The sequence below is a fragment of the Pseudonocardia tropica genome, assembly GCF_040105315.1.
GTDB lineage: Bacteria > Actinomycetota > Actinomycetes > Mycobacteriales > Pseudonocardiaceae > Pseudonocardia > Pseudonocardia alni.
Window position 1 is genome coordinate 86,795 of the sequence record NZ_JBEDNP010000016.1, and the last position, 14,692, is coordinate 101,486.

Genomic DNA, 14,692 nt, shown 5'->3' on the forward strand with positions numbered 1-14,692 from the left:
GCTCCACGGATGTTCGTGACGGTCACCCCGAACCCGAGCCTGGACCGGACCATCGCGCTGCCGCACCTGGTGCGCGGCGAGGTCCACCGGGCCGAGTCGGTCCGGATCGACCCCGGCGGCAAGGGCGTCAACGTCGCCCGCGCCCTGGCCTCGGCCGGGCACCGCACGGTGGCCCTGATGCCGTCGGGCGCGACGCCCGGCGAGCGGCTGGCCGCACTGCTGGAGCCGACCGACGTCACCACCGTCGCGGTGCCGATCACCGAGGCCACCCGGGTCAACATCACCCTGGTCGAGCCGGACGGCGTCACCACGAAGATCAACGAGCGGGGCCCGCACCTGGCCGCCGACGAGGTCGAGGCCCTGATGGACCGGGCCTGCGCGCTCGGCGCGGGCGCGACCTGGCTGGTGGGCTGCGGCTCGCTGCCGTCGGGCGTCGGCGACGACTTCTACGCCGAGCTGGTCCGGCGCTGCCGCCGGCCCGGCCTGCGGATCGCCGTCGACACCTCGGACGCGCCGCTGCACCACGCCGTCGCGGCGGCCCCCGACCTCGTCAAGCCCAACCACGCCGAGCTGGCCGAGCTCGTCGGGCGCCCGCTGGGCAGCCTCGGCGACGTGCTGCTGGCCGCCCGCGAGCTGCGTGCCCGCGGGATCGGCGCGGTCCTGGTCAGCCTGGGCGCCGGTGGCGCCCTGCTGGTCGACCGGTCCGGCGAGTACCACGCCCGGACCCCTCCGATCACCGTGCTCAGCACGGTGGGCGCCGGTGACTCCACCCTGGCCGGGTTCCTGGCCGCGGGTGGGGAGGGACCCGACGCCCTGCGGCAGGCCGTGGCCTACGGCGCCGCCGCCTGCCGACTGCCCGGCTCCGCCACGCCGGGTCCGGCCGACATCCGAATCGACGACGTCGAACTGGCACCCACGCCGGACGTCACCCTCGCCCTCACCGGAGATGCCGCATGACCGCACTGATCACCGCAGATCTGGTCGACCTCGACGTGCCGTCGGCCGACCGCAGGACCGCCGTCACCGCGCTCGCCGAGCGCCTGGTGAAGGCCGGCCGGGTCACCGATCTGGACGCGTTCCTCGCCGACATCGAGGCCCGCGAGGCCCAGATGCCGACCGGCCTGGAGGGCGGCATCGGCATCCCGCACTGCCGCTCCGCGGCCGTCACCGAGCCGACGCTGGCCTTCGGCCGGGCGCCGTCGGGTGTCGATTTCGGCGCCGAGGACGGCCCCGCCGACCTCATCTTCATGATCGCCGCCCCCGAGGGCGGCAACACCGACCACATGACGGTGCTCGCCGCGCTGGCCCGTCGCCTGGTCCGCGCCTCGTTCAAGAACGAGCTCCGCAACGCCACCGACCCGGCCGCCGTCGCGACCTTCATCCAGCAGGAGGTGGGAGCGTGAAGCTCCTCGCCGTCACCGCGTGCCCGACGGGCATCGCCCACACCTACATGGCCGCCGAGGCCCTCGAGGTCGCCGCCGAGGAGGCGGGCCACGAGATCGTCGTCGAGACCCAGGGCTCGGCCGGCTCGACGCCCTTCACCCGGGCCCAGCTCGACGAGGCCGACGCGATCATCCTCGCCGCCGACGTCGAGGTACGGGACAAGGAGCGCTTCGCGCACCTGCCGACCGTCACCTCGCCGGTGAAGAAGGCCATCGGCGGCGCGCCGGGCCTGATCGAGCAGGCCGTCGCGAAGGCCACCGCGCAGCCGAAGGGCTCGGCCGCGGCCGCCGTCCCGGCCCCGCGCGACGGGTCCGACCTGGACACCAAGAACTTCGGCGCCGGCTTCGGAGCGAAGCTGCGCGGCTGGCTGATGACCGGCGTCTCCTACGTCATCCCGTTCGTCGCCGCCGGCGGTCTGCTGATCGCGCTGGGCTTCGCCCTGGGCGGCTACCAGATCACCGAGGCGCCCGACGTCGTCTCCTTCGGTGACGACGGCGTGGCCTCGGTCGCGTTCGACCCGGGTGCCCTGCAGTCCTGGGCCGCGCTGTTCTTCCAGGTCGGTGGCCTGGCGTTCGGCTTCCTGGTCCCGGTCCTGGCCGGCTTCATCGCCTACGCCATCGCCGACCGCCCGGCCCTGGTGCCCGGCTTCGTCGGCGGCATGATCGCCGTCCAGACCCACGCCGGGTTCCTCGGCGGCCTGGTCGCCGGTCTGCTCGCCGGTGCGGTCATCTACGGCCTCAAGCTGTGGCAGCCGCCGCGCGCCCTGGCCGGGATCATGCCGGTGCTGGTGCTGCCGCTGATCGGTACCGCCGTCGTCGGCGCGATCATGTTCCTGGTCGTCGGCACGCCGCTCGCGGCCGCCACGACCGGGCTGACCAACTGGCTCAACGGCCTCTCGGGCACCAACGCGATCCTGCTCGGCGCCCTGCTCGGCCTGATGATGGCCTTCGACATGGGCGGCCCGGTCAACAAGGCCGCCTACGCCTTCGCCGTCGCCGGGCTGTCCACCGGCTCCGAGACCGCGCTGATGATCATGGCCACGGTCATGGCCGCCGGCATGACCCCGCCGCTGGCGCTGGCCCTGGCCACCGCCGTCCGCAGGAACCTGTTCACGAAGGCCGAGCAGGAGAACGGCCGCGCCGCCTGGCTGCTGGGCGCCTCGTTCATCACCGAGGGCGCGATCCCGTTCGCCGCGGCCGACCCGCTGCGGGTCATCCCGTCGCTGATGGCCGGGTCCGCGGTGGCCGGGTCGCTGTCGATGGCCTTCGGGGCGACGCTGCGGGCCCCGCACGGCGGCATCTTCGTGGTCCCGCTGATCGGCAACCCGTTCGCCTACCTGCTGGCGATCATCGCGGGCACCCTGGTCTCCGCCGCCCTGGTCGTCGGCCTGAAGTCGGCCCGCCGCACCCCGGCCCCGGCCGCCGCCGAGCAGACCGCCACCGCCCCGGCCGCCGCGCCGGTCGCGGGCTGACCCACCCGAGAGAAGGAGCACCCACCATGGCCGAGCGCCGTGTGAAGGTCGGTTCGTCGGTCGGGCTGCACGCCCGCCCCGCCAACCTGTTCGTGACCGCCGCCAAGGAGCAGGGGGTCAAGGTGAGGATCGGGACCGCCGACGGTGAGCGCGGTCCGGTCGACGCCGCCTCGATCCTGTCGGTGATGGGTCTGGGCGTGAAGTCCGGCGAGGAGGTCGTGCTGACCTCCTCCGACGACGAGCGGGGCGAGGCCGCCGTCGCGGCGCTGGCCGCGCTGCTGGAGCAGGACCTCGACGCGAGCTGACCCCGCGTCACCCCGCACGTCCCCGACGCCCCGCCGCGCCTCCCGCGCGGCGGGGCGTCCGGCCGTCCGCACCCCGATCCCACCGCCGCCGAGGAAGGCACCGGGGGTGCGACGGAGCCAGCGGGTCGTGCGCCCAGTGCGACCGCGACGATGTGCGATGTCGTTCGGATGTGTCCGAGTCCGTGCTAATCAGGTTTCCCGGGGGTTACGGGGGGCGCCAGCGATGGCCCCGCCCCGCGCCGGCGGGGGACGATGCCGCTGCCCGAACCCGTTCCCGACGACGCGAGCGGTCCGTCCCCGCCCCGCGCCACCGCGCGGAGAACCGGAGAGCCTGCGTGAGCCCCTCGGAGACCACCGCACTCGCCCCCGACTCGTTGACCGCGCACTCGGGCGTCGTCAGCGAGAGCGAGCAGAAGGCGCTGCGCGCCGACATCCGGCGGTTGTCGACGATGCTCGGGCGGACGCTGTCCGACGAGTCCGGTCCCGAGGTCCTGGAGCTGGTCGAGCAGGTGCGCCGGGCGGCCCGGGACTCCGCGCGCGGCGAGGCCGGGCCGGACGTCGTCGCGGCCCTGCTCGACGGGATCGACACCGGCACCGCGGTGCTGCTGGCGCGGGCGTTCTCCCAGTACTTCCAGCTGGCCAACGTCGCCGAGCAGCTGCACCGGTCCCGTGAGCTGCGGGAACTACGCCCGGCCGACGCGCGACCGCTGCGGACGGTGCTGCGCCGCCTGGCCACCGAGGCCGACCCGGACGAGGTCGCCGACGTGCTGGCCCGGGCCGAGCTGCGCCCGGTGTTCACCGCGCACCCGACCGAGTCGACCCGGCAGTCGGTGCTGGGCATCCTGCGCCGGGTCGTCGACGCCCTCGACGACCGGGCGCCCGACGAGGAGCTCGCCGCGCTGGTCGACCTGCTGTGGCAGACCGACGACATCCGCCCCGGCAAGCCGATGGTGATCGACGAGGCCCGCAACGTCGCCTGGTTCGCGGCCCGGCTCGGCGAGCGGACCGTCCCGGACCTGCTGGGCGAGTTCGCCCGGGAGGCCGCCGAGGCCGGGCTGGAGATCCCGGACGACGCGCGTCCGCTCGTGCTGGGGTCGTGGGTCGGCGGCGACCGCGACGGCAACCCCAACGTCACCCCCGCGGTGACCCGCGAGGTGCTGGAGCTCAACGCCGACCGGGCGATCCGGATCCACACCGCGCTGGTGGAGAAGCTGGTCTTCGAGCTGTCGGTGTCGACGCGGGTGATGGGGGTGTCGGAGGAGCTGCGCGGCTCGCTGGCCCGGGACCGCCGCGCGCTGCCCGCGGTGCACGACCGCTACATCCGGCTCAACGCGCACGAGCCGTACCGGCTCAAGCTGTCCTACGTCGCGGCCCGGCTGGAGAACACCCGCCGGCGGATCGCGGCCGGCGCCGCGCACGAGCCGGGCGTCGACTACCTGGGGTCGGCCGGCCATCTGGAGGACCTGCTGGTCGTCGACCGGTCGCTGCGCGGCCACCACGGCGCCCGGATCGCCGGCGGCACCCTGGCCCGGGCGATCCGCTCGGCCCGCGCGCTGGGCCTGCACCTGGTCGAGATGGACGTGCGCGAGCACTCGCAGAAGCACCACGACGCGCTCGGCGCGGTGTTCGACGGGCTCGGCGAGCTGGGCAAGCCCTACGCCGAGCTGACCCGCGACGAGCGCCGCGAGCTGCTCTCGGCGGAGCTGCGCAGCAAGCGGCCGCTGTTCCGCCGCCACTACGGCGTGCCCGAGGCCGCCGCACCGGTGCTGGACCTGTTCGACACGGTGCACGCGCTGCAGCACGAGTTCGGCGACGAGGTCGTGCGGACCTACATCGTCTCGATGGCCCGCGACGTCGACGACCTGCTCGCCGTCGCCGTGCTGGCCCGCGAGGCGTACATGGTCGAGATCGGCGACGACCCGCGCTCCTCGATCGACCTCGTGCCGCTGTTCGAGACGGTGGAGGAGCTGTCACGGGCCGGGGAGCTGCTGGAGGGGCTGCTGTCGGACCCGGGGTACCGGCAGCAGGTCCGCAACCGCGGTGACCTGCAGGAGATCATGCTGGGGTACTCCGACTCCAACAAGGGCGCGGGGATCACCGCGTCGCAGTGGCAGATCCACCGGGCGCAGCGGCAGCTGCGCGACGTGGCGGCCGAGCACGGGGTGCGGCTGCGGCTGTTCCACGGCCGCGGCGGGTCGGTCGGGCGCGGTGGTGGTCCGGCCGGTGAGGCCATCGCGTCGGCGCCGTTCGGGTCGGTCGACGCCACGATGAAGCTCACCGAGCAGGGCGAGGTCATCTCCGACAAGTACTCGCTGCCCAGCCTGGCGCACGACAACCTGGAGATCCTGCTGGCGTCGATGCTGGACGCGTCGCTGCTGCACCAGGCGTCGCGCTGGCCGGCCGAGACCCTGAAGCGCTGGGACGAGGTCATGGACTGCGTGTCCGAGGCGGCCACCGCGACCTACCGGACGCTCGTCGACGATCCGGGTCTGCCGCTGTTCTTCACCGCGGCCACGCCGGTGGAGGAGCTGGGGCGGCTCAACGTCGGGTCGCGGCCGTCGAAGCGACCGGGGCAGGGCGAGCCGACGGTCGACGACCTGCGGGCGATCCCGTGGGTGTTCGGCTGGACCCAGACCCGGATGGTCGTGCCCGGCTGGTACGGCCTGGGTACGGGCCTGAAGGCCGCCCGCGAGGCCGGCTACGCCGCCGAGCTCGCCGAGATGCGGGAGTGGGCGTTCTTCCGGAACCTGATCGGCAACGTGGAGATGACGCTGGCGAAGACCGACCTGCGGATCGCGTCGAACTACGTCGCGACCCTGGTGGAGCCGGAGCAGCAGGGACTGTTCGCGCAGATCCGGGCCGAGCACGAGCTGACCCGCCGCGAGCTGCTCGCGGTGACCGGGGAGGACCAGCTGCTCGCCCGGCACCCGGTGCTGCGGGGCACGCTGTCGGTGCGCGACACCTACCTCGAGCCGCTGCACCACCTGCAGGTCGAGCTGCTCGCCCAGCGCCGGGCCGCGGGCGACGACCCGGATCCCGACCTGGAGCGCGCCCTGCTGCTGACGATCAACGGGATCGCGGCCGGGATGAAGAACACCGGCTGAGCCCCGGTACCGGCGCCCGCGGGAGCCCGGGCCGGACCCGGGCCGGCACCGCCGCGTCGCCCGACCGGTACGTTCCGGACATGGAGCACGATCGGAACACACCCGGCCCGGAGGGCCCCGCGACCCGCCGGGTGGTCGCCTGGGTGCTGATCATCGCGCTGGCCGGGCTCCCGCTCAGCTACCTGGCCGGGACCGCGGGCCCGCAGATCGTCGGCGCGCTGGTGGTCGTCGCGCTGCTGGTCGGCGGTGTGGCGTTCTGGCTGCACCGCCGCACCCGCTGACCGGCCACCCGCCGGAACCGGTGCGGCCGCGGGCTGCTGGACTGCCCGGGTGCAGTACCGCCACGCCCCGGCCGCGAACCACGCGGCGCTCGACGCGGTGCTGGCGTCGGCGCCGGGCCGCCCGACCCTCCCGGTACGCCTGACCGTCGAGCTCGCCGGCCGCGCCCGCACCCACCTGCCCGCCGACGCCCCGCTCACCGTGTGGGACCCGTGCTGCGGCGCCGGGGTCACGCTCACCGTGCTGGGTCTGCTCGTGCCCTGCCTCGCGCGGCTGGTGGGCACCGACGCCGACCCCGAGCCGCTCGACCTGGCCCGCCGCAACCTCGCCCTGCTCGACCCCGGCGGCCTCGCCGCCCGAGCCGCGGACCTCGACGCCCTCGCGGCCCGGCACGACAAGCCGTCCTACGCCGACGCCGCGACCGCCGCCCGGACCCTGGTCCCGGCGAGCACCCCGGCCTGGTCCGTCGCGCCCGCCGACGCCCGGGACACCGCCGCCGTCCGGCGCGCACTGGCCGGCGCCGGTCTGCGCGACGCGGGCGGCACCGGGATCGGCGGCACCGGGATCGGCGGCACCGGGTCGGTCGGGGCCGCGTCGGATGCGGCGCCCCGGGCCGCCACCGGCCCGGACCTCGTCCTGGCCGACCTGCCGCACGGGCACCGGACGGCCTGGGCCGCCTCCCCGACCCGGCCCGGCGGGGCCGACGCCCCGGCCCCCGACGCCGGGCCCGTCCGCGGCACCGGGCCCATCCGGGACACAGCCGACAACCGGGACCCCGGGGTCGAGTTCCTCCGCGCGGTCGCGACCGTGCTGCGCCCGGACGCCGTGGTCGTGGCCGTCGGACGCGGCCGGACGGTGCCGCTGCCGGGCGGGGTCCGCCCCCTCGAACGGGTCCGCGTGGGGCACCGGGCCGCCGTCCTGGTGCGGGCGGGTGCGTTGCAGGAGGGCTGACCGGGACAGGGGTGCCGGCGGGGCGACGCCTCCACGCCGGGACGGGCCGGGTGCCCGGACACCCCTCTTCTCCGAATTCGCTTACCGGGTAAGCGAACTCGGAGAACCAGTACCCTGCCGTGCCCCCCGGTTCCGGGCGAGATGGCACGATCCCGGGCGGCTCACCGGATCGCGCCCCCACACAGCCCCGTCCACGCTCCGGCACGGATCGGAGCGGACCGGACCAGACCGGACCCGAGGCACCCGACCATCCGACTGCCGGGCCGGGCTGCCGGGACCGGTCACACTGGACCCCGGACCGACACCGACACCGAGGACACGCCCGTGAGCACGATCGACCTGAACGCCGACCTCGGCGAGTCCTGGGGCCGGTGGACCCTCGGCGACGACGAGGCGATGCTCGGGCTCGTCACCTCGGCGAACGTCGCGTGCGGGTTCCACGCCGGGGACCCCTCGACGCTGCGGGTCACGACCGCGGGGGCGGCCGGGGCGGAGGTCGTCGTCGGGGCGCAGGTGTCCTACCCGGACCTGCGCGGGTTCGGGCGCCGGTTCCTCGACATCGAGCCCGACGCGCTCACCGACGACGTGCTCTACCAGATCGGCGGCCTCGAGGCCCTGTGCCGGGCCGCGGGCACCCGGGTCCGCTACGTCAAGCCGCACGGCGCGCTCTACAACGCCACGCGGACCCACACCGCGCAGGCGCGCGCGGTCGTCCGGGCGGTGCGGGCGTACGACCCGTCGCTGCCGGTGCTCGGGCTGCCCGGGTCCGAGCTGCTCGCGGAGGCCGAGCGGGCCGGGCTGCGCGCGGTGGGCGAGTTCTTCGTCGACCGCGGCTACACCGGTCAGGGCGGGCTCGTGCCGCGCGGCGAACCGGGTGCGCTGCTCGACGACCCCGCGGAGGCGGCCGAACGGCTCGTCCGCGTGGTCGGGACGGGGACGGTGCGCGCGGTCGACGGCAGCGACGTCGTCGTCCGTGCCGAGTCCGCCTGCCTGCACGGCGACTCCCCCGGCGCCGTCGCGACCGCCCGACGGGTCCGTGACGAGCTCGCCCGGGCCGGGATCACTGTCGCGCCGTTCGTGTGAGCGATGATCGGGTCATGACGAACGACCCGCACGCCTGGCTCGAGGACGTCACCGGCACCGAGGCCCTGGAATGGGTGTCGCAGCGCAACGCCCGCACGGAGGCGCGGCTGACCGGCACCCCACTGTTCGCCGAGCTGGAGTCGGGGATCCGCGAGGTCCTCGACTCCCGCGACCGGATCCCGTTCGTCACCGCCCGCGGCGGGCACTACTACAACTTCTGGACCGACGAGCAGCACCCACGCGGCCTCTGGCGGCGCACCACCCCGGAGTCCTACCGGAGCGCCGACACCGAGTGGGAGGTGCTGCTCGACGTCGATGCGCTCAACGCGGCCGAGGGCGAGAACTGGGTCTGGCACGGTGCCCGGTTCCTGCGCCCGGACCTCGACCGCGCGCTGGTCGACCTGTCCCGCGGCGGCGCCGACGCCGACGTCACGCGCGAGTTCGACCTGCCGACCCGCAGCTTCGTCGACGGCGGGTTCTCCCGCCCCGAGGCGAAGGGCGGGATGAGCTGGATCGACCGCGACACCGTCTACCTGTCCACCGACCTCGGCCCGGGCACCATGACGACCTCGGGCTACCCGCGCACGGTGCGCCGGCTGCGCCGCGGCGATGCCCTCGAGTCCGCCGAGCTGGTCTACGCCGGCGAGGAGACCGACCTCAGCATCTCGGCGTTCCGCGACCACACCCCCGGCTTCGAGCGGGACTTCCTGCGCCGGGCGATGGCCTTCTACGCCGACGAGCTCCACCTGATCGGCGCGGACGGGACCCTCACCAGGATCGACGTCCCCGACTCCGCGATGACCGACGTGCACCGCGAGTGGTGCACCGTCGAGCTGCGCGAGGACTGGGGCTCGTTCACCGCGGGCTCGCTGCTCGCCGCCCGCTTCGACGACGTCCTGGCCGGCACCCCCTCGTGGGAGGTGCTGTTCGAGCCCACCGACTCCTCCTCGCTCGCCGGGTACACCTGGACCCGCCACCACCTCGTGCTCGACGTGCTGGAACACGTCGTCGACCGGCTCGTCGTGCTCACCCCGGGCGAGCAGGGCTGGACCCGCACGCCGTTCACCGGGGCACCGGAGTTCGGCAGCGTCACCGTCGCCGCGGTCGACGCCGACGAGAGCGACGACGTCTGGCTGATCGTCACCGACTACCTGACCCCGTCGACGCTGTCGATCGCGACGATCGGCGAACAGCCCCGTCCGCTGCGCAGCGCGCCCACGTTCTTCGACGCGTCCCGCCACGTCATCGAGCAGCAGTTCGTGACCAGCGACGACGGCACCCGGGTCCCCTACTTCCTGGTCCGGGCGAAGGACCTGCCCCTCGACGGCTCCGCCCCCACCCTGCTCTACGGCTACGGCGGCTTCGAGATCCCGATGACGCCCGGCTACTCCGGCGGCACCGGCCGGTCCTGGCTGGAGCGCGGCGGCGTGTACGCGGTCGCGAACCTGCGCGGCGGCGGCGAGTACGGGCCGCGCTGGCACCGGGCGGCGCTGCGCGAGAAGCGGCCACGGGCCTACGAGGACATGGCCGCCGTCGCCCGGGACCTGGTCGACCGCGGCATCACCTCGCGGGCGCACCTCGCCGTGCAGGGCGGCAGCAACGGCGGGCTGATGGCCGGGAACATGCTGGTCCGCTACCCGGAGCTGTTCGGCGCGGTGGTGATCCAGGTGCCGCTGCTGGACATGAAGCGCTACAGCCACCTGCTCGCCGGCGCCTCCTGGATGGCCGAGTACGGCGACCCGGACACCGACGACTGGGAGTTCATCCGGACGTTCTCGCCGTACCACCTGATCGACGACGCGGCCGACTACCCGCCGACGATCCTGCTGACCTCCACCCGCGACGACCGGGTGCACCCCGGCCACGCCCGCAAGTTCACCGCCGCGCTGGAGGCCGCCGGTCACGACGTGACCTACTACGAGAACATCGAGGGCGGGCACGGCGGCGCCGCGGACAACGCGCAGGCCGCGAGGATGGCCGCACTGGCCTACGGATTCCTGTGGGAGAAGCTGGCATGAGCGACGTCGTGATCAGGGTCCGGGGCGAGCACGAGCGGCAGGTGCCCGCCGAGCGCGGCACCGCGCTCGTCGTCGTGGAGGCGCAGGGCCCCGAGGCCGCCCCGGTGCGGGCGGAGGTCGAGCGCGGCACCGCGGCGCTCGTCGCCGACGTGCGCGGCCTGCACGACCCCGACGCCGGTCCGGTCCGGCGCTACGTCGTCGACCAGGCCCGCAGCTGGGTCGAGCAGCCGCAGTTCGAGGGACGCCCGCAGCCGCCGGTGCACCATGCGTCGGTGTCGGTGTCGGTGGAGTTCGACGACGTCGCCCGGCTCGGCGCGTGGCTGTCCGGTGTGGACCGGTTCGCCGGTGCGCAGGTCCAGGGGATCACCTGGGACCTGGCCCGCGACCACCGCCGCGAGGTCGAGCGCGCGGCCCGGCAGGACGCGCTGCGCCAGGCCGTCGAACGCGCCCAGGACTACGCCGACGCCCTGGACCTGGGCACCGTCGCCCCGCGCTCGGTCGCCGACACCGGGATGCTCGGCACCCGGGCGGTCGCGATGAGCGCCCGGGCCGTGAGCGCGCCCGGCAGCTGGGGCGCCGGATCCGACGACGGCGGGCTCGGGACGCTGCTCGCCCCGGACGACATCACCGTCCGGGCCGAGGTGGAGGCCGAGTTCGTGGTCCGGCCGGGCTGCTGACGCCGGAGCGGGCTCAGCCCTCCCGGGCGGCGATCCCGGAGTGCTCGGTGCGCAGCTCCCGCTTGAGTATCTTGCCGCTGGGGTTCTTCGGGAGGGCGTCGGCGAACACGACGTACTTGGGTCGCTTGTAGCCGGCGAGCCTGTCCTTCGCGTGCGCGTCGACCTGCTCGCGGGTCAGCGTCACGCCGTCCTTCGGGACCACGACCGCGGTGACGGCCTCGATCCAGTGCGGGTGGCTGACGCCGAACACCGCCACCTCGGCGACGCCGTCGAGCAGGTAGAGCGCCTCCTCCACCTCGCGGGAGGCCACGTTCTCCCCGCCCGTCTTGATCATGTCCTTCTTGCGGTCGACGACGGACAGGTACCCGTCGGCCGTCATCACGCCCAGGTCACCGGAGTGGAACCAGCCGCCGGCGAACGCCTCCGCGGTCTTCTCCTCGTTCTCGTAGTACCCCAGCGTCACGTGCGGGCTGCGGTGCACGATCTCGCCGACCTCACCCGGCGGGACCTCGTCGCCCTCGTCGTCGACGACGCGCGTCTCGACGTTCAGCGACGCCCGCCCGGCCGACCCGGCACGGCCGAGCTGCTCGTCCGGGCCCAGCAGGGTCGCCAGCGGCGAGGTCTCGGTCTGGCCGTAGAAGTTCCACAGCCGCACGTCCGGCAGCCGCCGGGACAGCTCCTGCAGCACCTCGACCGGCATCGCCGCCGCGCCGTAGTAGCCCTTGCGCAGGCTCGACAGGTCCCGGGTGTCGAAGTCCGGGTGGCGCAGCAGCGAGATCCACACCGTCGGCGGGCAGAAGAGCTTCGTGACCCTCTCCCGCTCGATCGTCTCCAGCAGCCGGGCCGGGTCCGGCGACGGGAGGATGATGCTGGTCGCGCCCAGGTAGACGTCGACGGACAGGAAACAGTCCAGTTGCGCGCAGTGGTAGAGCGGCAGCGAGTGCAGCTCGACGTCGTCGTGGGTCATCCCGCCGTCGACGACGCACGACACGTACTGGGTGATCAGCGACCGGCTCGGCAGCATGACGCCCTTGGGCCGCGACTCGGTGCCGGAGGTGTACATGAGGCGCAGCGGGTCGTCGTCGGCGATGTGCACGTCGGGCTCGCCGGGGTCGCCGTCGCCGTCGATCCAGGCGTCCAGGTCGGCCCAGTCGCCGGTCGACGCCTGCCCGGACAGACCGATCCGGGCCCGGACCGACGCCGGCGCCGACGACTGCGCGAGCGCCTTCTCCCCGGTGGCGGCCAGCGCGTCCTCGACGACGAACGCCGTCGCCCGGGAGTGGTCGAGGATGAAGGCGATCTCCTCGGCGTTCAGCATGAAGTTGATCGGCACGAGCACCACGCCGAGCCGCGCGGTGGCGTAGACGAGCACCGCGAACTGGCGGCAGTTGTGCGAGAGCAGCGCGAGCCGGTCGCCCTTGGCCAGCCCCTGCTCCGTCAGGGCGGCGGCGCACCGGTTCACCGCCGCGTCGAACTCGGCGAACGTCCAGCGGGTGTCGCCGTCGACGACCGCGGTCTTGCCCGGATACCGGACGGCGGTCCGGTGCAGGAGGTCCCCGAGCGAGTGCCGTCGCACCCGCCGGATCGCCGCGGCGGTCTGCTCGCCGAACTCGGTAGCGCCGTTGCCCATGGCGGCATCCTGCCCGAGGACATGCCGGCAGTCACGTACGACTGTTTTCCCGGGATGCGACGGGTGCGGCGGTGTCCCGGGCGGTGTCCCGGGTGTGCTCGGCCGGCACACAGACGCCGGTCGGCTCGTCCCGCCCGCGCAGCGTCACCGACTCCCCGGCCCGCCACCGCGCGGCCTCCGCACCGGCGGCGTCGACGGCCCGCGCGGACGCGACGACCATCCCCGGCTCCGACTTCGCCAGCTCGGTGAGCCGGGCGGCCTCGTTCACCGGGTCGCCGATCACGGTGTACTCGTAGCGGCGGGGGTCCCCGATGTTGCCGGCCACCGCGTCTCCCGCGGAGACGCCGATCCCGGCCTCGACCTCGGGCATCTCCTCGGCCAGGCGGGCGCCCAGGCAGCGGGCGGCGCTCAGCGCGGCGCCGGGGGCGTCGTCGAGGTCGAGCGGGGCGCCGAAGACCGCGAGCGCGGCGTCGCCCTCGAACTTGTTGATCCACCCGCCGGCCTGCTCGACGCACTCCACGACCACCCCGAAGAAGCGGTTCAGCACCGCCACGACCTCCTCGGGCGGGCGGCGGGCGGCCATCGCCGTCGAACCGACGAGGTCGACGAACAGCACGGCGACCGGGCGCACCTCGCCGCCGAGCCGGATGCCGTCGCCGCGCGCCGAGGCGGCCTCGGCGACGTCGCGGCCGACGTGACGGCCGAACAGGTCGCGGATCCGCTCCCGTTCGCGCAGTCCCTCGACCATGCTGTTCGTGCCGGCCTGGAGCTGGCCGAGCTCGGTGTTGTCGTAGACGGGCAGGCGGACGTCGAGGTCGCCGTCCTGCACCCGGGCCAGCGCGCGGCGCACCGCCAGCACCGGGTCGGCGATGGCGCGGGCGGCACCGAGGGTCGTGAGCAGCCCGACCCCGATCGCCGTACCGCCCAGCGCGAGCATGGTGACCGCGAGCTGGGTGGGTGAGGAGTCGCCGAACACCAGCGCGACGAGCCCGGCCAGCATGATCCCGGAGATCGGGACCGCGGTGCCGAGCGCCCAGAACCCGACCGAGCGCAGCATGACCCCGGTGACCAGGCGACGCCGCTTCGGCGGCCGCCCGGACAGCACCCGGGCCGCGGCGCGGCGCAGCATCCGCTCGACCAGCAGGTAGGACAGCGCCGACGTGGTCACGCCACCGATGAGCACGGTGGCGGTCACCGAGAAGCCCAGCCGGCCGGAGTAGCGCAGGTTCAGGAAGCAGAACAGGACCGCGGCCACCATCCACAGCAGCGCGACCATCGAGGTGATCCGGGCCGGTGCCCGCAGCACCAGCCGTCGCTCGTCCGCCTGCGGGTCGCGCGAGGAGCGGCGCACGGTCAGCTTGCGGCGGCCGAACCAGATCCCGACCGGGACCGCCACGAGCAGGTAGACACCCAGCACGACGAGGTTGACCAGCCGGATCTCCACGGCGTCGAGCAGCTGCTCACGGGGCAGCACGAAGGCTGCGATGACCAGCACCACGGCCGCGCCGATGACGTTCGCCGACGCCACGACGAGGGCGAGCAGGGCCCGCACCGGCAACCCGACGACCTGACGGCCCGGCCGCGTCGCGGGTCGCTGCGCATCCATGGGCCGGAGTCTAGGCCGATCGAGTGATCCGGGCCGTCGGAGATCGGGACCGCATTCCGGCCCCGGTGGGTGGAGAGCCGATCTCCACCCGGGGTCGGCCCCCGGGTGGATCCGGGAGGGGGTGC

The 14,692-nt window shown here is 74.5% G+C and carries 12 protein-coding genes; 10 read left to right on the forward strand and 2 right to left on the reverse strand.

The window, feature by feature from the left end; all coding sequences use genetic code 11:
• The first annotated feature begins 9 nt into the window (after nt 1-9).
• The 10 genes from pfkB to WHI96_RS22775 all read left to right on the forward strand — a co-directional run bounded on the left by pfkB (nt 10) and on the right by WHI96_RS22775 (nt 11,331).
• On the forward strand, nt 10-957 hold the full coding sequence (pfkB, locus tag WHI96_RS22730; protein ID WP_226356598.1) for a 1-phosphofructokinase: 948 nt from the start codon (nt 10-12) through the stop codon (nt 955-957).
• Entirely contained in the window at nt 954-1,403 is a 450-nt protein-coding gene (locus WHI96_RS22735; RefSeq protein WP_345645700.1) for a PTS sugar transporter subunit IIA, read from the forward strand. The genes pfkB and WHI96_RS22735 overlap by 4 nt, the downstream gene beginning before the upstream one ends.
• On the forward strand, nt 1,400-2,914 hold the full coding sequence (locus WHI96_RS22740) for a PTS fructose transporter subunit IIC (RefSeq protein ID WP_345645703.1): 1,515 nt from the start codon (nt 1,400-1,402) through the stop codon (nt 2,912-2,914). The genes WHI96_RS22735 and WHI96_RS22740 overlap by 4 nt, the downstream gene beginning before the upstream one ends.
• A gap of 26 nt (nt 2,915-2,940) precedes the next feature.
• Entirely contained in the window at nt 2,941-3,219 is a 279-nt protein-coding gene (locus WHI96_RS22745) for an HPr family phosphocarrier protein (RefSeq protein WP_345645706.1), read from the forward strand.
• Between the two features lie 335 nt (nt 3,220-3,554).
• Nucleotides 3,555-6,323 (forward strand): phosphoenolpyruvate carboxylase, encoded by a 2,769-nt coding sequence (gene ppc, locus WHI96_RS22750; RefSeq protein WP_345645709.1) that lies wholly within the window; start codon nt 3,555-3,557, stop codon nt 6,321-6,323.
• Nucleotides 6,324-6,403: 80 nt separating this feature from the next.
• Nucleotides 6,404-6,604, forward strand: a complete 201-nt coding sequence (locus WHI96_RS22755) for a hypothetical protein (protein WP_062398523.1) — start codon at nt 6,404-6,406, stop codon at nt 6,602-6,604.
• Nucleotides 6,605-6,653: 49 nt separating this feature from the next.
• Nucleotides 6,654-7,553: a hypothetical protein gene (locus tag WHI96_RS22760; RefSeq protein WP_345645713.1), complete on the forward strand. Its 900-nt coding sequence runs from the start codon at nt 6,654-6,656 to the stop codon at nt 7,551-7,553.
• Nucleotides 7,554-7,877: 324 nt separating this feature from the next.
• Nucleotides 7,878-8,636, forward strand: a complete 759-nt coding sequence (locus WHI96_RS22765; protein ID WP_345645716.1) for a LamB/YcsF family protein — start codon at nt 7,878-7,880, stop codon at nt 8,634-8,636.
• A gap of 14 nt (nt 8,637-8,650) precedes the next feature.
• The gene (locus tag WHI96_RS22770; RefSeq protein WP_345645719.1) at nt 8,651-10,654 is read left to right on the forward strand and encodes a prolyl oligopeptidase family serine peptidase; all 2,004 of its coding nucleotides are present in this window, start codon (nt 8,651-8,653) and stop codon (nt 10,652-10,654) included.
• The gene (locus tag WHI96_RS22775; RefSeq protein WP_345645722.1) at nt 10,651-11,331 is read left to right on the forward strand and encodes an SIMPL domain-containing protein; all 681 of its coding nucleotides are present in this window, start codon (nt 10,651-10,653) and stop codon (nt 11,329-11,331) included. Before WHI96_RS22770 ends, WHI96_RS22775 begins: the two co-directional genes overlap by 4 nt.
• 13 nt (nt 11,332-11,344) lie before the next feature.
• Here WHI96_RS22775 and WHI96_RS22780 read toward each other — a convergent pair whose 3' ends face one another.
• Nucleotides 11,345-12,961, reverse strand: coding sequence for an acyl-CoA synthetase (locus tag WHI96_RS22780; RefSeq protein WP_345645724.1), 1,617 nt, complete (start codon nt 12,959-12,961; stop codon nt 11,345-11,347).
• A gap of 31 nt (nt 12,962-12,992) precedes the next feature.
• Nucleotides 12,993-14,567 (reverse strand): adenylate/guanylate cyclase domain-containing protein, encoded by a 1,575-nt coding sequence (locus WHI96_RS22785; RefSeq protein ID WP_345645727.1) that lies wholly within the window; start codon nt 14,565-14,567, stop codon nt 12,993-12,995.
• Between the last annotated feature and the right edge of the window lie 125 nt (nt 14,568-14,692).

Bases quoted from the DNA above. Each gene is read 5' to 3' on its own strand.
- pfkB (WP_226356598.1), top strand. From the start codon at position 10: ATGTTCGTGACGGTCACCCCGAACCCGAGCCTGGACCGGACCATCGCG.
- WHI96_RS22735 (WP_345645700.1), top strand. From the start codon at position 954: ATGACCGCACTGATCACCGCAGATCTGGTCGACCTCGACGTGCCGTCG.
- WHI96_RS22745 (WP_345645706.1), top strand. From the start codon at position 2,941: ATGGCCGAGCGCCGTGTGAAGGTCGGTTCGTCGGTCGGGCTGCACGCC.
- WHI96_RS22755 (WP_062398523.1), top strand. From the start codon at position 6,404: ATGGAGCACGATCGGAACACACCCGGCCCGGAGGGCCCCGCGACCCGC.
- WHI96_RS22770 (WP_345645719.1), top strand. From the start codon at position 8,651: ATGACGAACGACCCGCACGCCTGGCTCGAGGACGTCACCGGCACCGAG.
- WHI96_RS22775 (WP_345645722.1), top strand. From the start codon at position 10,651: ATGAGCGACGTCGTGATCAGGGTCCGGGGCGAGCACGAGCGGCAGGTG.
- WHI96_RS22780 (WP_345645724.1), bottom strand. From the start codon at position 12,961: ATGGGCAACGGCGCTACCGAGTTCGGCGAGCAGACCGCCGCGGCGATC.
- WHI96_RS22785 (WP_345645727.1), bottom strand. From the start codon at position 14,567: ATGGATGCGCAGCGACCCGCGACGCGGCCGGGCCGTCAGGTCGTCGGG.